This window comes from Embleya sp. NPDC005971, from assembly GCF_040629175.1.
In the GTDB taxonomy this organism is placed as follows: domain Bacteria; phylum Actinomycetota; class Actinomycetes; order Streptomycetales; family Streptomycetaceae; genus Embleya.
On the sequence record NZ_JBEXUX010000065.1, the window covers coordinates 12,231 to 37,113 of the forward strand.

15 protein-coding genes are annotated in these 24,883 nt (G+C 72.5%); 8 read left to right on the top strand and 7 right to left on the bottom strand.

What is annotated here, in order from left to right; all coding sequences use genetic code 11:
- Nucleotides 1-45 precede the first annotated feature (45 nt).
- The 3 genes from fhuB to secA2 all read left to right on the top strand — a co-directional run bounded on the left by fhuB (nt 46) and on the right by secA2 (nt 6,010).
- Complete coding sequence (fhuB, locus tag ABZ374_RS38435) at nt 46-2,316, top strand: Fe(3+)-hydroxamate ABC transporter permease FhuB (protein ID WP_360320675.1); 2,271 nt, start codon at nt 46-48, stop codon at nt 2,314-2,316.
- A gap of 320 nt (nt 2,317-2,636) precedes the next feature.
- The gene (locus ABZ374_RS38440; RefSeq protein ID WP_360320678.1) at nt 2,637-3,410 is read left to right on the top strand and encodes a SigB/SigF/SigG family RNA polymerase sigma factor; all 774 of its coding nucleotides are present in this window, start codon (nt 2,637-2,639) and stop codon (nt 3,408-3,410) included.
- 305 nt (nt 3,411-3,715) lie between these two features.
- Entirely contained in the window at nt 3,716-6,010 is a 2,295-nt protein-coding gene (secA2, locus tag ABZ374_RS38445) for an accessory Sec system translocase SecA2 (protein ID WP_360320681.1), read from the top strand.
- Here secA2 and ABZ374_RS38450 read toward each other — a convergent pair.
- The gene (locus ABZ374_RS38450) at nt 5,917-6,627 is read right to left on the bottom strand and encodes a hypothetical protein (RefSeq protein WP_360320684.1); all 711 of its coding nucleotides are present in this window, start codon (nt 6,625-6,627) and stop codon (nt 5,917-5,919) included. The genes secA2 and ABZ374_RS38450 overlap by 94 nt on opposite strands.
- Before the next feature lie 131 nt (nt 6,628-6,758).
- The gene (locus tag ABZ374_RS38455; protein ID WP_360320687.1) at nt 6,759-7,940 is read right to left on the bottom strand and encodes an amidohydrolase; all 1,182 of its coding nucleotides are present in this window, start codon (nt 7,938-7,940) and stop codon (nt 6,759-6,761) included.
- A 143-nt stretch (nt 7,941-8,083) separates the two neighbouring features.
- On the opposite strand from ABZ374_RS38455, the gene ABZ374_RS38460 reads away from it, so the two are divergent.
- The 3 genes from ABZ374_RS38460 (at nt 8,084) to ABZ374_RS38470 (ending at nt 17,248) form a co-directional block, all read left to right on the top strand.
- Nucleotides 8,084-15,463, top strand: coding sequence for an amino acid adenylation domain-containing protein (locus tag ABZ374_RS38460; RefSeq protein ID WP_360320690.1), 7,380 nt, complete (start codon nt 8,084-8,086; stop codon nt 15,461-15,463).
- Nucleotides 15,450-15,665: an MbtH family protein gene (locus ABZ374_RS38465; RefSeq protein ID WP_360320693.1), complete on the top strand. Its 216-nt coding sequence runs from the start codon at nt 15,450-15,452 to the stop codon at nt 15,663-15,665. Before ABZ374_RS38460 ends, ABZ374_RS38465 begins: the two co-directional genes overlap by 14 nt.
- 77 nt (nt 15,666-15,742) lie before the next feature.
- Nucleotides 15,743-17,248 (top strand): DHA2 family efflux MFS transporter permease subunit, encoded by a 1,506-nt coding sequence (locus tag ABZ374_RS38470; protein WP_360320696.1) that lies wholly within the window; start codon nt 15,743-15,745, stop codon nt 17,246-17,248.
- Here the strand turns inward: ABZ374_RS38470 and fes are convergent.
- Entirely contained in the window at nt 17,228-18,451 is a 1,224-nt protein-coding gene (gene fes, locus ABZ374_RS38475) for an enterochelin esterase (protein ID WP_360320699.1), read from the bottom strand. The genes ABZ374_RS38470 and fes overlap by 21 nt on opposite strands.
- Before the next feature lie 133 nt (nt 18,452-18,584).
- Complete coding sequence (locus ABZ374_RS38480; RefSeq protein ID WP_360320702.1) at nt 18,585-19,613, bottom strand: ABC transporter substrate-binding protein; 1,029 nt, start codon at nt 19,611-19,613, stop codon at nt 18,585-18,587.
- A 242-nt stretch (nt 19,614-19,855) separates the two neighbouring features.
- On the opposite strand from ABZ374_RS38480, the gene ABZ374_RS38485 reads away from it, so the two are divergent.
- Entirely contained in the window at nt 19,856-20,773 is a 918-nt protein-coding gene (locus ABZ374_RS38485; RefSeq protein ID WP_360320705.1) for a S1 family peptidase, read from the top strand.
- A gap of 25 nt (nt 20,774-20,798) precedes the next feature.
- On the opposite strand, the gene ABZ374_RS38490 is transcribed toward ABZ374_RS38485, so the two are convergent.
- The 3 genes from ABZ374_RS38490 to ABZ374_RS38500 form a co-directional block, all read right to left on the bottom strand.
- On the bottom strand, nt 20,799-21,281 hold the full coding sequence (locus tag ABZ374_RS38490; protein WP_360320708.1) for a peroxiredoxin: 483 nt from the start codon (nt 21,279-21,281) through the stop codon (nt 20,799-20,801).
- A gap of 88 nt (nt 21,282-21,369) precedes the next feature.
- On the bottom strand, nt 21,370-21,810 hold the full coding sequence (locus ABZ374_RS38495; RefSeq protein WP_360320711.1) for a DUF5360 family protein: 441 nt from the start codon (nt 21,808-21,810) through the stop codon (nt 21,370-21,372).
- Nucleotides 21,811-21,867: 57 nt separating this feature from the next.
- Nucleotides 21,868-22,407 (bottom strand): TetR/AcrR family transcriptional regulator, encoded by a 540-nt coding sequence (locus ABZ374_RS38500; protein WP_360320714.1) that lies wholly within the window; start codon nt 22,405-22,407, stop codon nt 21,868-21,870.
- Between the two features lie 894 nt (nt 22,408-23,301).
- Between ABZ374_RS38500 and ABZ374_RS38505 the strand changes: the two genes are divergently transcribed.
- The gene (locus ABZ374_RS38505; protein WP_360320717.1) at nt 23,302-24,834 is read left to right on the top strand and encodes a glycosyltransferase family 39 protein; all 1,533 of its coding nucleotides are present in this window, start codon (nt 23,302-23,304) and stop codon (nt 24,832-24,834) included.
- Nucleotides 24,835-24,883 lie beyond the last annotated feature (49 nt).

Below are 24,883 nucleotides of genomic sequence, written 5' to 3' on the forward strand. Positions count from 1 at the left end.
GGAGGTTCCTCGAAGAGCCCTGCCTGCTTAGGTTAGCCTCACCTTATGACTGTGCATCAGCCGATTCTGCGAAATTCGGCGGGCCTTCCGAGCGACCCCGCCGACGCGCCGCCCGAATCGCCCTCGGACGAACGCCCCGACGCCCTGTCGCGGAACCCGCACGGCCGGCGCACGGTGCTCTTCTCCGGGATCGCGCTGGTCGCCGCGGTGCTGGTGCTGGCCGGCGTCTCACTCTCGGTGGGCGCCGGCGAGGTCGGCGCCGGCGGCGCGTTCGACTACCTCTTCGATCGGGGCGGCGCCCGCTCGGACAGCCATCTGACCCTGGTCATCCGCGATCTGCGCCTGCCCCGCACGCTGACCGCGCTGCTCGCCGGCGCCGCGCTGGGCATGGCCGGCTGCCTGCTCCAGACGGTCACCCGCAATCCGCTCGCCGAGACCGGCCTGCTCGGTGTCAACGCGGGCGCCTCGCTCGGCGTCGTGCTCGGCATCACGCTGGTCGGCGTGCAGACCGGATACGGCTACCTGCTCTGGGCGTTCGTCGGCTCGGCCGTCGCGGGACTGCTGGTCCTGCTGATCTCCGGTCAACGCGGCGGCGGTTCGCCGATGCGCCTGGTGCTGGCGGGCGCGGCACTGAGCGCGACATTCGGCGGCATCACCAACGTGCTGATCGTCAACTCGGCCGAGGCGTACGACACTTTCCGCTTCTGGGTACTCGGTTCGCTGGCCGGCATCCAGGGCTTCGAGTCGCTGGGCAGCCTGGCCCCGGTGCTCGCGGTCGGCTTCGCGATCGCGCTGCTGAGCTCGCGCTCGTTGTCCGCCCTGGTACTGGGCGACGACCTGGCCCGCAGCCTGGGCCACCGCCCCGCCCTGACCCGGGTCCTGGTCGCCCTGGCGGTGACCCTGCTCACCGCGTCCTCGGTCGCCCTGGTCGGCCCGATCTCCTTCCTCGGACTGCTCGCCGGCTTCCTCGCCCGCACCCTGGTCGGCCCGCGCATCCCGGCCCAACTGTGCTTCGCCGCCCTGATCGGCGCGGCCGTCCTGACCGCCGCCGACGTCGCGGCGCGCGTGGTCTCCCGGCCGTTCGAGGCGCCGGTGTCGGTGATCGTCGCGCTGATCGGCGCGCCGCTGCTGATCGGCGTGGTCCGCTCCCGACGGCTGGGCGCACTGGGCCTGACCGACCCCGCCACGGCCGAGCCGGCCACCCGTGCTGCGGCTCGCCGCTCGCCGCTGCGCAGGTTGGGACCGGCGGCGGCCGCCCGACTGCCGCGCCGACTGCGCACGCTGCCCGAGCACCTGGTGTTGCGACGCGGCGGGTTGTCCCTGTTGTTGCCCAGCCGGGCCGTGCTGACCACGATCGTGCTCACCGTCGTCCTGCTCGGCGCGATCGTGCTGTCCGTGTATGCCGGACAACGCGAACTGGGCCTGGTCCGCACGTTCGACGCGGTCCTCGGCCGCGGCGACCACTTCGACGTGCTGCTCGTCCGGGAGTTCCGGCTCGGCCGCATCATCGCCGGGGTTGCGGCCGGCGCGGCGCTGGGTGTGGCGGGCTGCCTGACCCAGACGCTGGCCCGAAACCGGCTGGCCACACCGGAGTTGCTCGGCGTCAACGACGGCGCGACCGCGGCCGTGCTGATCTCCGTCTCGTTCAGCGCGAGCGGCACCTTCGGCGCCTGGTGGGCCGGGCCGATCGGGGCGATGGTCGCGGTGCTGGTGGTCACCGCGGTCGCCGGCGGCCTGGGCCAACGCGGCTATCGGATCCTGGTGGTCGGCCTGGCGTTGTCCGCGCTGGCCTCGGCGATCACCCAGGTGGTGCTGTCCCGACGCTCGCTCAACTCGGCGAGCGCGCTGTACGTGTGGAGTTCGGGCAGCCTGAACGGGCGCGGCTACGACGTCGCCGGGCCGGTACTGATCGGCTTGGCCGTACTGGTCCCGCTCGCGCTCGTGCTCGGCCGCAAACTGGACGTACTGCGCTTCGACGACTCGACCGCCGCCTCGCTGGGCGTGGATCCGGCCCGGATCCGACTGGTCTGCCTGATCGCGGCCGTGTGTCTGGCCGGCCTGGCGGTCGGGATCTGCGGGCCGGTGGGCTTCATCGCGCTGGCCGCGCCGGTGATCGCCGGCCGGCTGGCCGGGCCGTTGCGGGTGCCGATCCTGGGCTCGATGCTGGTCGGCGCGATCCTGATCGTGCTGGCCGACATGCTCGGTCGCATCCTGCTGGACGGCGCGGAGATACCGGTCGGCGTGGTCGGCACCGTGCTCGGCGGCCCGTTCCTGCTGTGGGTACTGCTGGGACGCTCGGGGGCAACGCGCGCGTAGGGGGCGGTCGGTGGCGCTCGGCGCGGCGGATCGGCCGGTGCAAAGACCGCCGCAGCGCTCGCCCACGACCGCGATCCGGCGTGCTCCGCCGTGCTCCGGCGGCAACAAATTGCGACGAACGGGTGTACTCCCAAAGGGGCGGGGCACTATGCCCGGGCACCGAACAGCACGCACCGGGTACGAATCAGAGGGGGACGCCGACCATGAACCCGAGCGCCACGACCGCTTGCACAGCCGCCGAGGAGGCCACTGGGGCCGCTCTTCCGGTCGCGCCGGCAGCGGCCGCACCGCCGGTGGTCGAGTTGCCGATCGTCGAAGACATGGCGGACGTCACCGCGAGCGACGCGCGAGCGATGTCCAAGGTGCTCTTCGACCGACTGAAGGTGCTGGAGGAAGGCACGCACGAGTACCAATACGTGCGCAACACCCTGATCGAACTCAACATCCCGTTGGTCCGGTTCGTGGCCGCCCGCTATCGCTCGCGGCACGAGTCCACCGAGGAGATGGTCCAGGTCGGCACGATCGGCCTGATCAAGGCGATCGACCGGTTCGACGCGTCGTTCGGGACCGAGTTCCCCACCTTCGCGATCCCCACCATCTCCGGTGAGATCAAGCGCTTCTTCCGGGACACGAGCTGGGCCGTGCACGTGCCCCGCCGACTTCAGGAACTGCGCATCGAACTGGCCCGCGCCCGGGACGCGTTCACGAACGAGTTCGACCGCGAACCGACGCCCGGCGAGTTGGCCGAGCGGCTCGGCATCGGCATCGAGGAGGTCACCGAGGGGCTGACCGCCGCCGCCGGCTACTCGGCCGCCTCGCTGGACGCGCCGGCCGGGGACAACGGGCCCGCCGAGAGCTACGCCATGCGGTCCTCGTTCGTCGATCCGGGCTACGAGATCGCGGAGAACCTGCACGTACTCAAACCGCTGCTGGCAGCGCTGCCGCAGCGCGACCGGGACATCGTGTCGATGCGCTTCGGCGAGGAGCTGACCCAGGCCCAGATCGGTGAACGCCTCGGGATCTCCCAGATGCACGTGTCCCGCCTGCTCAGTCGCATCCTGACCCGGCTGCGCGGGGAACTGCTCGCCGAGTGACGCGACGGTGTGCCACCGGGTGACGACGGAGCGGGGCCGACGGGAACAGGGTCGGGCCCCGCTTCGTTGTTCGATCGGCTGCCTCGGTCGAGCTTCTCGGCCCGAGTGCGCCCTCGGGTCGGGTACGGGCCGAGGTGGTGGTGTCGGGGACACGGGGCGCGGGCGCGTGTCGTATCTCGTGGAGTGCCCGACGCACCACACGTCGACGACGCGAGTGCGCACGCGCCCGCCGAAGTGGAGGCCCAGTGGGCTCGTCCGGTGCTCTCACCCGGTCCGTACGTCGCTTCCTGGGCAGAGCGGGGACGGTGGGCTCGACGAGCCTGCGCCCGCTGGTCCGCCGGGCCAAAGAGCGGGAGGCGGCACTGCGCGCCCTGACCGACGCGGAGTTGCGCGCTGCGGCGGACGCGCTGCGGAGTCGGGCCGACACGAAAGGTGAGACCCGGCCGTCGTGGGACGACGACGCGCTGGTCGAGCTGTGCGCGCTGGGCCGTGAGGCGGCCCACCGTGCCCTGGATGAACGTGCCTTCGACGTACAGCTCCTGGGTGTGTTGGGCCTGCTGCGCGGCACCGTGGTGGAGATGGCCACCGGCGAGGGCAAGACCCTGGTCGGCGCGCTGGCCGCGGCCGGGTTCGCGATCCAGGGTCGGCGGGTGCACGTGTTGTCGGTCAACGACTACCTGGCCCGCCGCGACGCCGAGTGGATGCGGCCCGTCTACGAACTCCTGGGCGTGGAAGCCGGCTATGTGACCCAGGCGTCCACCCACGCGGAGCGGCAGGCCGCCTACGCGCGGGACGTCGTCCATGTCGCGGTCGGCGAGGTGGGCTTCGACACGCTGCGCGACCGATTGCGCACCACCGCCTCGGAGTTGGTGTTGCCCGAGCCGGACGTGGCGATCGTCGACGAGGCGGACGCGGTACTGATCGACGAGGCCCGGATCCCGCTCGTGCTGGCCGGCGGGGTGGCCGCGGGCTCGGACGAGGCGGAGGCCGCCCGGGTGGTCTCGGGCCTGGTCGACGGCCTGCACTTCGCGGCCGAGGCGGACGGGATGACGGTGCACCTCACCGACGCGGGGGTGACCGAGGTGGAACGCGCCCTGGGCGTGGACAACCTCTTCGCGCTCGGGATGGACGCCCGGCTCTCGCAGATCAACGTCGCGCTGTACGCGAGCGTGTTGCTGCGCCGAGACGTGGACTACCTGGTCCGGGACGGCCGGATCCGCCTGGTGGACGCCAACCGCGGCCGACTGGCCCAGCGCCAACGCTGGCCGGACGGGCTGCACGCGGCGGTGGAGGCCAAGGAGGGCCTGGTCGTCGGGCCGCGCGGGGAGGTGTTGGACCAGTTGATCGTCGCCGACCTGATCGGCGGCTACCCGACCGTGGCCGGGATGACCGGCACCGCGGTGATCGTGGCCGAGCAACTGCGCGAGTTCTACCGCCTGGAGACCGGCGACCTGCCGCCGAACGTGCCCTGTGTGCGGGTCGACGAGCCGGACCGGCTGTACGACGACGAACAGGCCCGCGACGCCGCGCTGATCGACCTGGTGGAGCACGCGCACGCCACCGGCCGGCCGATCCTGGTGGGGACCCGCGACGTCGCCAAGTCCGAGCAGATCGGGGCCGCGATAAGGGAGTTGGGCCTGGAGTGCGCGGTGCTCAACGCCCGGGACGACAGCCGGGAGGCGGCGATCATCGCCGAGGCCGGGGCGGTGGGGGCGATCACCGTGTCCACCCAGATGGCCGGCCGCGGCACCGACATCCGGCTCGGCGGCCGGGACGGGAAGGACCACGAACGGGTCGCCGAACTGGGCGGGTTGCTGGTCGTCGGCGTCGGCAGATATCCCACCCGTCGGCTGGACGACCAGCTTCGCGGGCGGGCCGGCCGGCAGGGCGACCCGGGCACCTCGGTCTTCCTGACCAGCCTGGACGACGAATCGATCACCCGGCACGCGTCCGACCCGCCGCCGCGCTCCGCCCGGGTCGAGGACGACGGACGCATCCGCGACGCATCGGTGCGGCGCTACGTCGAGCATGTGCAGCGGGTGGCCGAGGGCACGCTGCTCGAAGGGCACCGAACCACCTGGCGGTACAACCAGCAACTCCGGCTCCAACGCGAAGAGGTGCTCGACCTGCGCCGGCGCGTCCTGCACGACGACGAGGCCGCCCGGGTCCTGGCCGACCTGCGCCCCGACCGCTGGGCCGAACTCCTGGACGAGGTAGGCGAATCGGTCCTGGCCGAAGCCGCCCGGCAACTCCTCCTCTACGACCTCGACGCGGCCTGGACCGAGCACCTGGCCCGCACCGCCGACCTGCGCGAGGGCATCCACCTACGCGCCCTCGGCCGCCAGAACCCCCTCGAAGCCTTCCACGCCGAGACCCAACGCGCCTTCATCCCCCTGATCTCCCGCGCCCAGTCCGCCGCAGCCGACCGCCTCGACACCGCCCACATCACCGACGCCGGCCTCGACCTCGAACGCTCCGACGTGCAACGCCCCACCTCGACGTGGACCTACATGGTCCGCGACCAACACTTCACCGCGATCGACGAACCCTTCCTGACCGGAATCGGCAAACGCCTGCGCTCGACAGGTCGGGAGGACTGAATCGGTCCGGACATCGGGCCGACTGTCGGACGGGAGCGTCGGGGCCGCGAGGCACACCACCCAGGCAGACAACGCCCCTCCTCGCTGGTTCGCGGTCCGCTCGAGTCGAGCACCTGGCCGTAGGGGCTGTATGTCACCGACCGACTCAACGCCGTGCCGCTCGGCTGGAACGTGGCCACCATGTCGCTGTGTTCGTCGACGACCGCCAGGTCGGCCTGTCCGGTGCTGCCGTTGCGGATACCGACCAGGTCGCCGTTCGCACCGCGGCCATACAGGTCACCACCGTCGGTGGCCAGGTCGTTGCCCGTACCGCTGTAGCCGAAGTTGCGTCCACCGGAGGTGAGTACGCGGTCGAGACTGTCGTAGGTGTACGTGGATGATCCGTCGGCGGTGAGCCGATCGAAGGCGTCATACGTGAGGTTGGTGAACGCCGAGCCGCCGGCCGTGGTCTTCTTCGCGAGCGTGCCGCGTGCGGTGTACTGGTAGGTGCTCGCACCATCGCCGAGCAACCGGTTGCGCTGGTCGTAGGTCGCCGTGCGTGGCCCGTCACGAGTCCGGTTGCCGGCGTTGTCGTACTCGTAGGGCAGCGTCGTGGAGCCGTTGTTCCACGCCAACAAACCCGGAATCGAAATTCAGCAGGGCCAGGAGGCAATTCCAGCCGTGAATTTGTCGCGGACGATGGGTGGAATTCGGCCGCTGCAAAGCGGAAAAGTGACGGTGCGCCGCGCCGGATCCGCTCCGAGGCTTATCAACCTCTGATGGTGCCCGTGCCGCCGCCCCGGCGGAGGAGGGCGTAGTCGGCGGCGGTCCAGGCCATGGCGGTGGCGGCGTCGAGGATGGCTTGGTCGGCGGCCGGGGAGATGGCGGCTTCGGCGAAGGCGGGTTCGTGGGGGCCGCAGGTGCCGCCGGTGATGTCGAGGACGGGGTGGATGCTGGGGATGGCGTGCGAGACGTTGCCCATGTCGGTACAGGCGAAGGGGGGTCGCTCGATCGGTTCCGGACGGCCCAGTTCGCGTGCGTTGGCGCGCCACAGGGCGATCAGGGTGGGGTCGGTGCGGAAGTCGAGGTAGTCCGGCTCCGGGCGGCTCAGCCGGACCTCGCAGCCGATGGCCAGCGCGCCGGCGCGGAAGCAGGCCTCGACGCGGGTGCGCAGTTCGGCCAGGTGGGCCGCGTCGGTGGTGCGCAGTTCGTATTCGGCGGTGGCCCGTTCCGGTACCGCGTTGGGCGAGGTGCCGGCCGCCGTGGTGATGCCGTGTACGCGCCAGTCCACCGGCAACTGCCTTCCCAGTAGTCCCAGGGCGACCTGAGCCACCGTCAGCGCGTCGGCGGCGCTGCGGCCTTCGTGCGGGTTCAGGCTCGGGTGCGCGGCGGTGCCCAGGTATTCCACGGACAGCGTGCCGAGCGCGAAGGAGCGGAACTCGGCCACCTCGAACGGGCACGGATGCACCATCATCGCCGCGTCCACGCCGTCGAACGCGCCCGCGTCCAGGAGCAACGCCTTGCCCGCGCCGCGCTCCTCGGCCGGCGTGCCGACCACCCGCACGGTGAGCCCGAGTCGGTCCGCGACGGGCCCGAGCGCGAGTGCCGCGCCGACGCCGGCCGCCGCGATCAGGTTGTGCCCGCACGCGTGGCCCATCCCGGGCAGCGCGTCGTATTCGCAGGCGATCGCGACGGTGATCGGGCCCGAGCCGATGCTCGCGACGAAGGCGGTGTCCAGGCCGTACGCGGGCGCGGTGACCGCGTAGTCGTGGGCGCGCAACAGCTCGGCGCACCACGCCGCGGCCCGGTGTTCGGCGAACGCCGGCTCCGGGTGGGCGTGGATCCGCCTGCTGAGGGCGAGCAGTTCGTCCCGGTTCACCCGGACCCGGTCGCGGATCGCGGTCCGGTCGGCATCCGAGGCCGGTCGGTCCGCCACGTCGGCCACGCTCATGTTCCGCTCCGCTTCATCGAGATTTCTTCGTCCCGGGGGCACCCTGACGAACCCCCGGAAGATAGCTTAGGCTTACCTAACTTCACGTGCCGGGGACCGGTACGTGCCGTCTGTCGTCGTCGCGCCCCGGGAGTCTCCACACCATGCGTCCCCACCAGGCCGAGACCACCGTTCCGGATCCCGCCGAGACCGAGGCGCCCGTGCCGGCCCGTACCGGTCACCCGCACCCGGGCGCCGGGACCGACACCGGCTCCGCCCGCCTGCCACTGCTCGCCGCCCAGGCCGGCATCGTCTACGCGCAGGCCCTGATGCCGGACGACCCCGGCTACAACACCGGCGACCGGGTCGAGATCCGCGGCCCGCTGGACGCCGAGCTGTTCGCCCGGGTGTTGCGCCGCGTCGGCGCCGAGGCCGAGACCTTGCGTCTGTTGGTGGTGACCGGCACCGACGGCACCCCGGCCCAACGCGTCACCGACCACGAACACCCGGTGCACCTGCTCGACCTGCGCACCGCGCGGGACCCGGCGGCCGAGGCCCGGGCGTGGCTGCACGACGACCTGGCCCGCGCCGTCGACCCGACCACCGGCCCGCTGGTCACCCACGCCGTGTTCCGGCTCGCCGACGAACTGCACTGGTGGTACCGGCGCGTGCATCACATCGCGGTGGACGCCTACGCGCTCGCCCTGATCGACCGCCGCGTCGCCGAGTCGTACACCGCGCTCACCCGCCAAGTTCGGCCCACCCCCAACCCGTTCGGCACCCTGCGCCAACTGGTCGCGGAGGAGGCCGACTACCGAGGGAGCGAAGCGTACGACACCGACCGCGCTTTCTGGCTCGATCGCCTCGCCGATCACCCCGAACCGGTCACCCTCACCCGGGAACCGGCAACTCCCCTGCCCACCGGCCCGATCCTGCGTCGCAGCGTCGAACTCACGCCGGCCCGCACCGCGCGCCTGACCGAGGCCGCCTCGATCGCCCGGGCCACCTGGGCCGAACTGCTCATCGCGGCCACCGCCGGCTATCTGCACCGCACCACCGGCGCCCGGGAGATCGTGCTCGGCCTCCCGCTGCTGAATCGACGCAGCCCCACCGCACTGCGCACCCCGGCGATGACGGTCAACATCCTGCCGTTGCGAGTGCGCGTACAACCCCGGGACACCGCGCCCGAGTTGCTGCGCCGAGTCGTGCTCGAACTGCGCGCCGTGCGCCGTCACCAGCGGTTCCGCCAGGAGGACCTGCTGCGCGAACCGGGCGCGTCGGGCCGGGGCCGCCCGCTGTACGGACCGATGGTCAACATCAAGGCGTTCGAAGGCGACCTGGCCCTGGGCGAAGCCGTGGGCCGGGTGCACAACCTGGCCGCCGGCCCGGTGGACGACCTGGCCGTCGGCGTGGTCCCGACCGCCGACGGCGGCCTGCGCATCGATCTGGACGCCCATCCCGCGCGCTACTCCCCCGACGACCTGGCCGGTCACGAACTCGGCGTGCTGCGCTACCTCGACGCACTCGTCGAGCTGCTGCACGAGGCACCCGAGCGGCCGATCGGCCGGATCGACCTGCTCACCCCCGCCGAGGTCGCCCGGGCCACCGCCGGCCGCGCCGAACCGCCCGCCGACCTCACCCTGCCCGAGGCGTACTCCCGCCAAGCCGCCCGCACCCCGGACGCCGTCGCGGTCCGCGCCGGCGCGGACACCCGCACATTCGCCGAGATCGAGTCGGCCGCCAACCGCCTTGCCCACGAGCTGATCGCGATCGGGGTGACCGCCGAGATCCCGGTGGCCGTCGCGCTGCACCGGGGCGCGGACACCGTGGTCGCCCTCCTCGGCGTGCTCAAGGCCGGCGGCGTCTGCCAGTTCCTCGATCTCGGCCACCCGGCCCGGCGGATCCGCGACGTGCTCGCCGACACCACCCCGGGCTGCCTGATCGCCGCCGCCGACACGATCGCGGCGCTGCCCGAACACAGCATCCCCGCCGTGCTGTTGGACGATCCGGCCACCCGTACCCGACTGGCCGCGCGCCCGGATCGGGCCCCGCAGCCGCCCCGCCCGGGGCAGAGCGCGTATGTGATCCACACCTCCGGCTCGACCGGCCGGCCCAAGGGTGTCGCGGTCACCCACGCCTCGCTCGCCAACCTCTACGAGAGCCACGCCACCGACCACATCGCGCCCGCCGTCGAGCGCACCGGCCGCGCCCGGCTGCGGATCGCGCACAGCGCGTCGTTCGCGTTCGACGCCTCGTGGGACCCGGTGTTGTGGATGGTGCACGGCCACGAGCTGCACCTGCTCGACGACGCCGGCTACCGCGATCCGCTCGCCCTGCTCGGCTACCTGCACGAACACCGGATCGACTACCTGGACGTGACGCCCACCTACGCCGAGGCACTGCTCGCCGAGGGCCTGGACGCACCCGACCGGCACCACCCGGCCGTGCTGGTGGTCGGCGGCGAGAGCGTCGCCGAGCCGCTGTGGCGACGGCTCGCCGCGATCCCGGGCAGCCGACCGATCAACCTGTACGGACCCACCGAAACCACCGTCGACGCCTACTTCTGGGGCCCGGACGGCACCGGCGGGCCGGTCCGGGCCTCGCGCGCCTACGTCCTGGACGCCTCGCTGCGCCCCACCCCCGTCGACGTCACCGGGGAACTGCACATCGCCGGCGCCTGCCTGGCCCGCGGCTACCTGAACCGGCCCGACCTGACCGCCGAGCGGTTCGTCGCCGACCCGTTCGGCGCCACGCACGGCGATCCGGGTGCCCGGATGTACCGCACCGGCGACCTGGCCCGGCGCCGCGCGGACGGCACCCTCGAACTGCTGGGCCGGGCCGACGAACAGGTCAAGATCCGCGGCTTCCGGATCGAACCCGGCGAGATCCAGGCGGTGTTGGCCGCCCACCCGGACATCGCGCAGGCCGCGGTGATCGCCCGGGACGCGGCGCACGGCAAGCGCCTGCTGGGCTACGTCGTCCCCGTCGCCGGGCGCGCTCCGGCGCCCGAGGCGCTCCGAGCCCACCTGGCCGCCCGGTTGCCCGAGCACATGGTGCCGGCGGCGGTGCTCGTGTTGTCCGCGCTGCCGCGCACCGCCAACGACAAGATCGACCAGCGCGCGCTGCCGGACCCGGCGTCGAGCGCGCCCGGTCTGCGGGAGGGACCTCGCGGACTGCACGAGGAGATCATCTGCGATCTGTTCGCGGCCGTCCTGGAATTGGCCGAACAACCGGCCCGAGACGCCGACTTCTTCGAGCTGGGCGGCCATTCGCTGCTCGCCGCGCGACTGGCCGCCCGGGCCCGGGAGAGTTTCGAGGCACCGATCGGTCTGGCCGACGTGTTCCGCCGGCCGACGCCGGCGGGCCTGGCCGAACTCGTCCGGTCCGGGAGCGCGCCGCAATCGCGCCCGGTGCTGGAGCCGGTGGCGCATCCCGCCGACCGGCTGCCGCTGTCCGCCGCGCAGCAGCGGTTGTGGTTCATGTACCGGCTCGAAGGCCCCAGTCCGACCTACAACATCCCGCTCGTCCTGACCCTGACCGGCCCGCTGGAGCACTCCGCGCTCGAACATGCGCTGGTCGACCTCGTGGCCCGGCACGAGACGCTGCGCACCGTCTACCCGATGGTCGGTGACGAGGAGACACCGAGCCAAGCGCCGAAACCGGCCGAGGCGGGCGCGGCGGGCACGCCGGGCGAGGCGGGCGCAGCAGACTCGTCGGGGGAGGTGTGCGAGACGGGCGAGCCCTACCAGCGCATCCTGACCGTGGACCGGGCCCGTCCCGAGCTGCATCTCGCCGCGCCGGGCGAATCGATCGCCGACGCCGTGCGCCACCGCTTCGACCTCGCGGTCGAACCTCCCCTGCGCGGCACCCTGTTCCGCACCGACGAGCACACCCACACGCTGGTCCTGGTGTTGCATCACATAGCCGGCGACGGCGCGTCCACCACACCGCTCGCGCGTGACCTGGCCACCGCCTACGCGGCCCGGGTCGCCGGTCGCGCACCGGAGTTCACGCCGCTGCCGGTGCGCTACCCGGACCATGTCGCGTGGCAGGCCCGTCTGCTCGGTGGTCCCACCGCGCCCACTCCCCTGGCCGCCCGGCAACTCGACTTCTGGAAGCGCACCCTCGCCGGTCTGCCGGACGAACTCGACCTGCCCACCGACCGACCCCGCCCGCAGATTGCCTCGTACGCGGGCGACACCGTGCCGTTCCACCTCGATGCCACCGCGCACGCCGGGCTCGCCGAGTTGGCCCGGGAGAGCGGCACCAGCGTGTTCACGGCCGTCCAGGCCGCCTTGGCCGCGCTGCTCACCCGGCACGGCTGCGGCACCGACATTCCGCTGGGCATCCCGGTCGCGGGCCGCGACGACGACGCGACCGCCGACCTGGTCGGGTTCTTCGTGAACACCCTGGTCCTGCGCGCCGACACCTCCGGCGCGCCGAGCTTCCGCACCCTGCTGGACCGGGTGCGCACCGCGACCCTGGCCGGGTACGACCACGCCGACGTGCCGTTCGACCGGGTCGTGGACGAGCTCAATCCGCCGCGCTCGCCGGCCCGGCACCCGCTGTTCCAGGTGCTGATCGCGTGGCAGTCGTTGCCCGACGCCGAGTTCGCGCTCGGCCCGCTGACCGCGCGGATGACCGCGGTGCCGTCCGGGACCGCCAAGTTCGACCTCACCTTGAACGTGGGCGAGCAACCCGGGTGCGGCGTGGGCGGGTTCGTGGAGTTCCGCACCGACCTGTTCGACCGGGCCACCGTGCTGGGCCTGTCCCGGCGACTCGCCGCGCTGCTCACCGCCGCCGTCGCCGACCCGGACGCGCCGATCGACGCGCTGCCGCTGCTGGACGAGGCCGAGCGGCACCGCGCCCTGGTCGAGTGGAACGCCGGCCCCACCGCCACGGCGACCGCGTCGGCCACCCTGGTCGCCCGCTACGAACAGGCCGCCCGGACGCATCCCGAGCGGATCGCGGTGAGTTGCGCGGGCCTGTCGCTGAGCCACGCCGAACTCTCCGCCCGGGCCAACCGCCTGGCCCGGCTACTGGTCGCCCGGGACATCGGCCCCGGCGACATCGTCGCGCTCGCGCTGCCGCGTTCGCCCGAGTTGGTGGTGGCCCTGCTCGCGGTCGCCAAGGCGGGCGCCGCCTACCTGCCGCTCGACCCGGACTACCCGGCCGATCGGCTCGCCTACATGCTCGACGACGCCGAGCCCGTCGTCCTGCTCACCGACTCGGCGACCGCCCGCCGGTTGCCCGCGCACGACCTGCCCCGGATCGCGGTGGACGGCAAGGACGCGGACGCCTATCCGAGTTCGGACCTGGGTCAGCACCAGCGCAAGCGCCCGCTGCGGGCGAGCGATCCGGTGTACGTGATCTACACCTCCGGATCCACCGGTCAGCCCAAGGGAGTGCCCGTCACCCATCACAACGTGGCCCGACTGTTCACCGCGACCGACCACTGGTTCGGCTTCGGTCCGGACGACGTCTGGACCCTGTTCCACTCCTACGCGTTCGACTTCTCGGTCTGGGAACTGTGGGGCGCGCTGCTGTTCGGTGGCCGGCTGGTCGTGGTGCCGCACCTGGTCAGCCGCGATCCGGCCGAGTTCCTCGACCTGCTCGCCCGGGAGCGGGTCACCGTGCTCAACCAGACACCGTCCGCGTTCCACCAACTGGTGGCCGCCGATCGGGAGCGCCCCGGGCGCGAACTGGCGCTGCGCTACGTGGTCTTCGGTGGCGAGGCGCTGGAGCCGGCCCGGCTCGCCGACTGGTACGAGCGGCACGCCGACGACGCGCCGCGGTTGGTGAACATGTACGGCATCACCGAGACCACCGTGCACGTGTCCTACCACCCGTTGGACCGCGCGTCGGCCGCCGCCGGCACGGCGAGCACGATCGGGGTGAACATCCCGGACCTGCGGGTGTATGTGCTCGACCATCGGCTCCAGCCGGTCCCGCCCGGGGTGACCGGGGAGATGTATGTGGCCGGCGAGGGCCTCGCGCGCGGCTATCTGGGTCGGCACGCGCTCACCGCGGGCCGCTTCGTGGCGGATCCGCACGCGGCCCGGTTCGGCGAGCGGGGGGCCCGGATGTATCGCTCCGGCGACCTGGCCCGGCGCCGCGCGGACGGCACCCTGGACTACCTCGGCCGGGCCGACCAGCAGGTCAAGATTCGCGGCTTCCGGGTCGAACTCGGCGAGATCGAGGCGGTCTTGGCGGCCCATCCGGAAGTCTTCGACGCGGCCGTGGTGTTGCACGAGGACACTCCCGGCGACAAACGACTCGTGGGCTACGTGGTCGCCGCGCCGTCCCTGGACGGGCCCGCCCTGCGCGAGTACGCCGCCGCGACCCTGCCCACGCACATGGTGCCGTCGGCCGTGGTCGTGCTCGACCGACTGCCGCTGACCGCGAACGGCAAGCTGGACCGCAAGGCGCTGCCACGCCCGGAACACACCGCCGCGAGCACCGCCGGTCGGGCCCCGCGCGGACCGCGCGAGGAACGCTTGTGCGCGTTGATCGCCGACGTGCTCGGGGTGCCCTCGGTCGGTGTGCACGACAACTTCTTCGACCTGGGCGGGCATTCGCTGCTCGCGGTGCGACTGGCCGGGCGGATCAGGTCGGCCCTGGGCGCGGACGTGGGTATCGGCACGATCTTCCAGGCGCCCACTGCCGCCGGCCTGGACGCCGCGTTGGAGGCGACGGAACGCGCCGACGCGCTGGACGTGCTGCTGGCGCTGCGCCCCGCCGGGTCGGCGGCGGCGGACCGGGAGCGGGCGCCGCTGTTCTGCGTGCATCCGGCCGGCGGTCTGTCCTGGTGCTATGCGGGCCTGATCCGCAACCTGCCGGCGGAAATGCCGCTGTACGGCCTCCAGGCCCAGGGCGTGGGCCCGGCGACCGCCGGCGAGCCGCTGCCCGAGACGCTGGAGGAATTGGCCGCGCACTACGTCGACCGGCTGCGCGAGGTGCACGGGGACGGCCCGTACCGGCTGCTCGGCTGGTCGACCGGCGGAATCATCGCGCACGCGATGGCCACCCGGCTCCAGGAGTCGGGCCACGAGGTGGAGTTGCTCGCGATCCTGGACGCGTATCCGGCCGAGGGTTTTCGCGAGTTGCCCGTGCCCGATCTGGCGGAGGCGCTGGAGGCGCTGCTCACCATGGGCGGCTACGGACCGGAGATCCTGGCCGGGGCGCCCCTCGAACTCGCCGAGGTGATCGCGGTGTTGCGCCGCGAGGGCAGCCCGCTGGCCGGGCTGGACGAGGCCACGATCGAGGCGCTCAACGACATCTACCTCAACACCAATCACCTGGTCCGCGGCTTCGACCACCGGGTGTTCCGCGGCGACGTGCTGTTCTTCCGGGCCACCGTGGACACCATCGACGAGACCCTCACCCCCGACACCTGGGCCCCGTACGTGAGCGGTCGGATCGACAACACGAACGTGGCCTGCTCACACAAGGACATGACCCTGCCCGGCCCGATCGCGCAGATCGCGCGTGTGGTCCGGGACCGCCTCACCGAGTTGGAGGGCCACTCCCATGACCCCTCGTGACCACGACACCCCGCCGAACCCGTTCGACGACGACACGGGCGACTTCCTGGTGCTGGTGAACGACCTCGGGCAACACTCGTTGTGGCCCGACTTCGCCGCCGTGCCGGAGGGCTGGACCGGCGTGCACGGGCCGTGTGCGCGCTCGGCGGCGCTGGACTGGGTCACCGGGCACTGGACCGACCTCGGCCCGGCCGCGCGGTGACCGCGCACCACCCTGAACCGGCCGCACCCACGACACCGGCGGCACCGGCGACCGCCAAGCGTGCCGCCGGGTGGGTCGTGATCGTCGTCTACACCGCGGCGATGTGCATGAACGGCCTGGATTCGACGATCGTCAATCCGGCGCTGCTGACCATCGCGGAGGACTTCGACCGGCCCGCGGTGGCCGCGAACACGGTGGAAATCGCGTTCCTGGTCGCCCTGGTGGTCGCGCTGCCGGTCGCCGGGCGGTTGAGCGATCGTTTCGGTACCAAGCGGGTCTTCCTCGGCTCGCTCGCCGTGTTCACCGCCGCGTCGGCCGCCTGCGGGTTGTCCCGGGACCTGGTCCCCCTGGTGCTGGCCCGCGTCGTACAGGGCCTGGCGGGCGGGCTGTTGACGCCGGTCGGGATGACCATCCTGTTCACCGCGTTCGCGCCGCACGAGCGGATGAAGCTGGCCAAGTGGTTGATCGTGCCGACCGCGCTGATGCCCGCGCTGGGTCCGCCGCTGGGCGGGTTCCTGACCGAGCACCTGTCCTGGCACTGGCTGTTCCTGGTCAACGTGCCGATCGGCACGGCCGCCGTGTTGCTCGGCCTGTTCGGGCTGCGCGAGCATCGGGAGGGAGTGCGCGGGCCGTTCGACCGGATCGGGTTCTGGCTCACCACGCCGACGCTCGGGCTGCTCACCTACGCGCTCGGCTTCGGGCCGTCGCAGGGCTGGAGTTCGCCGGCCATCGCGGTCTCGGGAGTCCTCGGCCTGGTCCTGCTGGTGGTCGCCGTCGCCCACCAACTTCGCTCCGCCGAACCGCTGTTGCGACTTCGACTGCTGAGTGATCGGGCGTTCGGCGCGGCCGGCGCGCTGGCCCTGCTCACCTCGGCCGGGCTGATGGGCGTGTTGTTCGTCTTCCCGCTGCTCTACCAGGCGGCGCTCGGCGCCTCCGCGCTGGACGCGGGCCTGGGGGTCTTCCCCGAGGCGGTCGGGCTGATGTTCGCGTCCCAGGTGGTCGACCGGTTGTTGCCCCGGCTGGGCCCTCGGCGGCTGGCCACGCCCGCGTTGTTGTCGGCCGCGCTGGTGTTCGGCGCGCTCGCACTGCCCGGGGTCGCCGACAACGCCTGGGCGGTACGGGTGTTGATGTTCGCCGTCGGGCTGGTGCTGGGCACCGCCGTACTGACCGTGCAGATCGCCGGGTTCGGCGAGATCGAGCCGCCGGACATGGGCCACGCGATGGCCCTGTTCACCATCGTGCGCACGCTGGGCGGTTCGCTCGGGATCGCGGTCGGCGCCGCGGTGATCGAGGCGGGCGGCGGGTCGGGGCACGACGCGAGTTCGCCCGGGCCGTACCGCGCGGCGATCTGGGTCACCGCCGTACTGGTCGCGATCGGTGCGGTGTTCGCGCTGCGGTTGCCCCGCGAGGCGCCGGCTCCACCGCCGTTCGGGGACGACGACGCGGAACCGACCGCCGGCCCCGACCCGGAGCCGAACCGCGCGGAAGCGGCCACCGACCCCGGCCCGGCGCCGAACCGTCCGGGGCGGGCCACCGACCCGGACCCCGAGGCGGCCGGTGCCTCAGCCTCCGGCCGAGGCTGACAGCAGTCCGACGAGTCCGACGGCGAGCCCGCCGCGCCAGCAGGCGTAGTCGTGGCCGCCGTCGAACTCGGTGTAGGTGAGTGGGTAGCCGCGTTCGAGCAGGACATCCCGCAGGCGTCGGTTCTCGGCGACCAGCATCCACTCCAGCAACCCCACCTCGACGTGGAACCGGATCGGCAGCCGTTCGGTCGTCGCGAACCGCCGGGTCAACCACTCGGGGCCGTCGTTGCCCTCGTCCGGGTCGGGCCACCAGAACGACCCGGACTGGGACAGCACGTTGCCGAACCGGTCCGGCCGGTGCAGGGCCGCGAAGGCGGCGGTCAGGCCGCCCGCGCTCTGGCCGACGACCACGGTGTGCGCGGGATCGGGGTCGAACCCGTAGTGCCGACCGGCCCACGGCAACAACACGTCCGCCAACCAATCCACGAACGCCTCGCTACAGGTCAGGTCGGCGATCCGCCGATCCCGACCCATGGTGTCCACGAGCAGCGCGAGGGTCGGCGGAATCCGGCCCTCGGCATGCAGGTTGTCCAGCGTGTCGCCGATGTCGAGCACCGAGCCCCAGACCTCGCCGTCAAGGAATACGGCGACCCGGAAGGGCTCCGGGCGGACGCCGGCGGGCACGAGCACGCTCACCCGGCGTCCGGCCACCGTGGTGTCCAGACGCGAGCCGCGCGGCACGCCCGGCCGGCGGCGCACCCACGGCTGCGCGGGCGCGTCCGGCAGCGCCAGCACCGAGGACGGATTGCGGCCGTCCCGCGCGGCCAGCGTGGGCGCGTGGTTGTACGGGTCGGGCACCGCGCCGTCCAACACGCCCAGCCAGGCGGCCCGATCGGTGCGCAGCAGTTGCGCGCGAGCCCCGGTGCCGACGAAGAACTGGTACGACGCGCGCAGGTCGGCGGGCAGCCGATGGGTGAGCGCCCACACGTCGGTGCCGGGCAGTCGGCGCATCAGATGCGGCGTCAGATCACCCGCGTGCCGGTCCCGGTCGGTGAACGTGTGCAGCAGCGCGAGCACGTCCCGGGCGGGCGCCGTCGGGTCGTCCCGCCACACGAAGGTGACCAGGCGCTGCCCGGGGTCGGCCGGATCCGGCTCGACCAGCGGGGCGCCGACCGCCTCGACCCCGGCCCAGAACTCGGCGCCGGCGTCGGCTCGGCCGGCGGCGACCGCCTCGGTCAGCGCGTGCAGGATCGGGGTGTCCATGATGGTCGGCTTTCTGCGCGAGGACGAACGGGGCGGTCGGACGGACGCGGGCCCGCAACGGCGGCGGCCCCGGGGCGCGTTGCGCGTCCCGGGGCCGGTCGCGGCCGATGCCGGCGGGTCGGACGGCGGCGGATCAGGAGGTGGCGGACAGCGCCTTCGCGATGTCGCCGAGCACCACGTCGGCGGCCAGCGGACCGCCTCGGGTGGACCACACCGAACCGTCCACGGTGACCACGTGGTTCTTCTTGACCACGTTCAACTCCTTGTACGCCGGCTTCTCCTGGACCTCCTTGAGCGCGCTCGCGCCGTCCGCGGTGAGCGTGCCCAGGAACAGCCAGTCACCGTCGATCTCGGCGATCTTCTCCAGGCTCAACGCGGGAGTGTGCGCGTTGCCGTCCTTGTCCTGCGCCTTGGGCCGGGTCAGCCCCATGTCGAGCGCGACGCCACTGGCGAACTGGCGCTTCTCCATCCAGCTCGGGCCGTTCGGGTTCCAGCGCACGATGCTCACCGCGGCGCCCTTGTTCGCGGTCAGGTCCTCGCCGGTCTTCTTCGCCTTGGCCTCGTAGTCGGTGATCACCTTGTTCGCCTGGTCCAGCTTGTTGACCGCGTTGCCGATGCCGCGGAAGGACAACTTCCAGTCGTCGGTGGGGGCCATGGTGACCAGCGTCGCCGGGGTGATCCTGCGGAGTTGCTTGAGCACCTGCTCGTCCTGCATGTCGCCGGCCAGGATCAGGTCCGGCTTGGCCGCGATCACCTTGTCCATCACCGGCTGGAGCAGGTTCCCGACCACCTCGATGCCCTTGACCTTGTCGGTCAGGTAGGCGGGCGGCTTGTCCAGGCCCTGGCCGTTGGTGATGCCGACCGGCTTGACGCCGAGCGCGAGCACCGCGTCCAGGTCCTCCTGGGTGAGCACCACGACGCGCTTGGGGCTCGCCGGCACCTGGACCGCGGTGCCGGTCGCGTCCTTGACGGTGCGGGTGCCGCCGGCCGAGTCGCCGGCGGCCGGCGCGGCGCCGCTCTGGTTCGCGGCGGGCTTGGTGTCCGACTTGGAGTCCGAGTCGGAACCGCACCCGGTGAGCAGCAATCCGGCCGCCCCCGCCACGGCGAGCAGCCGAACCACGCGCCGCCGGGCGGTCGCGAGCGAGCGATGAGATGAGGGCATGTGGGGCTCCGGGCACGAGTAAGGACGGGGGTCGGGCTCGGCACGACCCCCGGGGTCGTGCTTAGGTTAGCCTTACCTTCCATGAGTTGCGCAAGACGGTACGGATCGCCATCCGCCCGGGTGGCGCACGTCACGCCCGGCCGCGAAGGCGCGGTGCTCGTGCGGGGATCGCATCCTCCGTTCGGGTGACGCCGGCGCGGTGGGCCGCCCTCCGCCGGGCGTCGGTCCGTACGGTGTCCGGCATGAAGCGGACCACCGTGACGCGTTCGATGTTGTCGATGGCCGCAGCGGCCGCGCTCGTGCTGAGCACCCAGGCCGGACCGGCGGCGGCCGACCCGCCCGCCGCCGGTTGCCTCGTCGACCGACTGGAGCAACTGCGCGCGCTCCAGCACCGGTTGGACGGCCTCGCGCTGGACGGCCTGGCCGGCGCCGGCCAGTACTGGTACGTCGATCACCAGCGCTGCACACTCACCATCGGCATGCTGCGCGGCGCCGCCGACCCGGCCACCTCGAACTTCCTCGCCACCGCCCGACTGACGCCCGCGCCGGTCGACATCGTCCACCTCGGCGCGGCGATCCGCCCCCGGCTGGCCCGGGGCCCGGCCGCCGACCCGAACTCCCGCCCCCCGAACGGGTTCCACGGCGGCAGCACGATCTACAGCGGGCTCACCGGCACGGTCTTCATCTGCACCGCCGGCTTCAACGGCTACCGCCCGAACACGACCGCCACGGCGGGCCATTGCGCCCGGGACGCGTCCACCTGGTACGACGGCACCGGCACCCTGATCGGCACCGTCGGCCAGTACCGCTTTCCCGACGCCGACTGGGCGGTGATCCCCGCGGCCGAGGGCCTGCCGCTGGCCGGCGACATCGTCGACGGCAACTCCACCACCAGGATCACCGGCTTCGCCAAACCCCGACTGCACGACCGGATCTGCGCCACCGGCGCCTCCAGCGGCACCCGGTGCGGCACCGTCGACGCCGTCGACGTCACCGTCAACTACCCCGAGGGCGCCGTCACCGGCCTGGTCCGCAGCACCCAGTCCGGCGCCGCCGGCGACTCCGGCGGCCCGGTCCACATCGGCTCCACCGGCGTCGGCCTGATCAGCGGCGGTCCCTCGGAGGGCGCCCCCACGTTCATCCAACCCCTGAACTTCTGAACACCCGGCATCCGGGCGCCGTCGCTCAGCCGCGCAGGAGTTTCAGTTGGGCGGTCAGGGTGTCCATGCCTCGGTAGGTGAGGCCGACCAGGGCGACGTGTTTCCAACGGAGGATGCCCTGGGCGTCGATGATGAAGACGGCTCGACGGAGGGCGTTACTGCCCAGGCCGATGCCGTAGGAGTCGATCGCCCTGTGGTCGGTGTCGGCGAGCAGGGGCATCCGCAGGTTGTGCTTGCGGGCGAATTTCTCGTGGCTGTCCAGGTCCTGTGGGCTGATGCCCCAGACGGTGGCATCCAGGTCGACGAACTGTTCGAAGCCGGAGGAGTACGAGCACAGTTGCCTGGTGCAGACCGCCGTGTCGTCGCCGGGGTAGAAGGCCAGCACCAGGGGACGGCCGAGTTGGCCGGACAGGGTCAGCGGTTCGCGGCGGGCCTCGCCGTCGGTCAGGTGAATCGCGTCGAGGGTGAAGTCCGGTGCCGGGGCGCCGATCTCGGGGGTCTTGGACACGTCGTGGTCTCCTCGGGCGAGGCGGGGGCGGAGTGCGGTCGCGGTGCGAGGCCGGCCGCGCCTCGCACCGCGACGTTACCCGGGTCGCTCAGGGCCCGACGAGCGCCGTACGTCGTACCAGCACGGTGATCGCGGGAAGTGGGAACAGCAGCAGGAACAGGTTCGGCGCCCACCATTCGAGGGCGAAGTCGCCGCGCAGCGCCCAGAACGCGACGGCCTGGAGGCCCGCGGTGCTGGTCAAAACGAGCGAGATCAGCATCAGCGGATGGGCGTTGCCGGTCGCGGTGCGCCGGCCCAGGCACAGCGCGGCCGGCCCGGTCAGCCCTGCGGCGAGGTCGAGCAACACGAACGAGTAGTTCCAGTCGCTGATCACCGGATCGGCGTAGTCCTTGTACGCGTACTCGGCCGGGATCAGCGCGAACAGGGTGACCGTCCAGTAGAGCAGGAAGCCCACGTCCGCGATGGTCATCGAGACCCGGGTGAAGCACATCAGGCCGGCGCCGGGCCGGCGCTCGGACGTGCTACCCACGGCTCGTTCCGCCACTCGGGTGGGGCACCGCGACACCGTCGACCGGCAGGCCCGCGATCACGGTGCGCCGCCGTTGCTGCGGATCAACTCGACCAACCGGGCCCGCAGATCGTTGTGCGCTTCGTCGTGCGGGACTCCCAGGTCGAGCAACCGGGCCATCCACCAGCCGTCCACGGCCATCCGAACCAGGTCGGCGACGGCCGGTTCCAGGCCGTCCCGAGCGAGGCGGCGCTGCCAGTGCGCGTATCGCTCGCGCAGGCACCCGAGCACCTCGGGGCCGCCGGCCGCGGCGACCAGCGCGAGCGGTACGCGGTCGATGCCGCTGCGGTCCCCGGTCGGGGATTGCCCGGGAATGCTCGCGTCCAGCCAGGCCAGCGTGAACGCACCCGGTGGGCAACCCGGTTCGGGCAGCACCTCGTCGAACCGGTCGGCGAGCCGCTCGACCACGCCGCGTACCAGTTCCTGTTTGCTCGGGAAGTGATGCAGCAGGCCGCCCTTGCTGACGCCGGCCTCACGGGCCACCGCGTCCAGACGGACCGCCTCCACACCGTCCCGGACCAGTATTCGCTCCACCGCGTCCAGTAGTCGATCGCGCACCGGCGCGCCCCCGTTCCCGCTCTCGAATCGCCCGGACCGTCCGGACGGTCGGGAGTCACCGTAGCAGCAGAAGGGCCCGTCCCGGGTGTCGGGATTTCGGGTGTGGTCGGGTTATCTCCCTTACACGACAAGGGAGTTGGTGGGCACGGCCCGAGCGGACCGGTCGATTGCTCGGCGGGCTCGGCCGGTCCGCTCGTGCCCACCGAAGCCGGCCCCCGCACGGCCGGCCGGGCCGGGCGGCGCGCCGGGCAGTGGGGTCACGGCCGACGCGCCCGGGACCGACGGCGGCGACGCGGGCCCGGTCGGCGCCGGCGGTTCGACGGAGGCGGGCTCCTCGGCCGTCGATTCGGCACCCGCCGATCGCGCGATGGGGGCGGCCGGGCGTCGGGCGATGTCGCGTGCGCCGCTGTCCGGCACGTTCGCCGCGGGCAGTTCCCGGAGCCGGTCCGCGTCCGGAGCCGGTCCGCGTCCGGGCGCCGGGCCGGGTCCTTGGCCGACAGACCCGGAATCGGTTCGGCCGGGCCACCCGCATGGCCCAGGCCACCCACTGCTCGCGTTCCGCCTCCGGCAACCGGCGGCCGATGCTCACCTGCTTGATCGCGACCCCGGCGTGCAGCAGCTCGTCGGTCGCCCGCCGCACCACCCCCATGCCCCGGCGCCGAGCTGTTCGTGCAGCCGATACCGGGCGGCGACCCGGCGATCCGAACCCCGCGTGCCCATGGCAGGCCACCCCCGATCGACGCCGTGGGCCGGATTCGGTCACGGCGCCGGCAAACGGACATCTCGGGTTCCGCCGAATCGAGGCCGTCGACCCCGGAATTCGATCCCGACTCGTTGTATGGACCCGCACGCGAGTCTCTGCCGTACCGACCCCGGATCCGGCACCATGACGGAATGAGCCGTGTGGAGAAACGCACGTCGGCCGAACCGCTGCTCCCCGCACCGGTACCGCCCGCGCTGCCGCCGCTCGCGAAGCGACCGATCGTGCTGATCATGATCGCGGTCTTCGCGGTGCAGGTGGCACTGTCCGGGCGCTACGGCTTCCATCGCGACGAGCTGTACTTCGTGGTGGCCGGCCGACATCTCGCGTGGGGCTACGTCGACCAACCCCCACTCACGCCGCTGCTCGCCCGCGCGTCCGGCGAGTTGTTCGGGGACCAGCCGCAGGATCTGCGGATATTCGCCGCGCTCGCGTGCGCGGCGACCGTCCTGGTCGTCGCGCTGATGGCACGCGAGTTCGGAAGCGGCCGGGCCGGCCAGTTGCTCGCCGCGGCCTGCGCCGCCACCTCCGGGATCGTGCTGGGCGTCGGCCACCTGTGGTCCACCGCGACGCTGGACATCCTCGCCTGGCTCCTGGTGGCGTGGTTCCTGCTGCGGCTGCTGCGCACCGGCGACGGGCGCTGGTGGCTCGCGGTGGGAGCGGCCGTCGGCGGCGCGATGCTGAACAAGTACCTGGTCGGCTATCTCGTGGTGGCCCTGCTCGTCGGGCTGCTCGCGGTCGGCCCGCGCGAGGTGCTGCGCAGCCGCCTGCTCGGGGCCGGCGTCGCGGTCGCGGTCCTGCTCAGCGCCCCCGGCCTGATCTGGCAGGCCGGCCACGACTGGCCGCAGTTCACCGTCGCCGGCGGGATCAGCACGGACGACGGCGTGGAGAACCGGATCTTGTTCGTCCCGCTGCAAATCGCCTACCTGTCACCGCTGTTCGTGCCGATCTGGGTGGCCGGCGGGGTGCGGTTGTGGCGTTCGGCGGAGCTTCGCTGGGCTCGCTCGATACTGCCCGGATACCTGGTCCTGTGCGTCCTGGTGATCGGCTCCGGCGGCAAGTCGTACTACGCGTTGCCGCTGCTCCTGGTGCTGGTCGCGGCCGGCTGCGAGCCGACCGTGCAATGGGCCGCGTCCCGACCGGGTCGGCGGCTGCCGGTCGGCTCGATGCTCGTGGTCGCCACCGTCACGAGCGCGGTGATCTCGCTGCCGTTGCTGCCGGTCGGCCGGGTGAACGCGGTGATCGGGATCAACCCGGAACAGGGCGAGCAGATCGGTTGGCCCGAACTGGCCGACGCGGCGGCGGTGGCCTGGGTGCAGATCCCGGCCGAACAACGCGACCGGGCGGTGCTGTTCGCGGGCAACTACGGCGAGGCGGGCGCACTGGACCGATACGGTCCCGCCCGAGGGCTGCCGAAGCCGTATTCGGGCCACATGTCGTTCGCCGACTGGGGCCCGCCGCCGGACCGCGCCGACGGCCCGGTCGTGGTCGTGCGCGAGGGCGAAGTCACCAGAAGATATCGGGACTTCGTCGGCTGCAGGCTGGTCACTCGGGTGGACAACGGCATGGGCGTCGACAACGAGGAACAACACGCGGTGGTCGAACTGTGCGCGGGCACGGCGAAACCCTGGTCGCGCCTGTGGCCGGAGCTGCGGCACTTCTACTGACCGACGGGTCGACCTTCGGCATGCCCCGAGTCGACCGATGCACCCGACC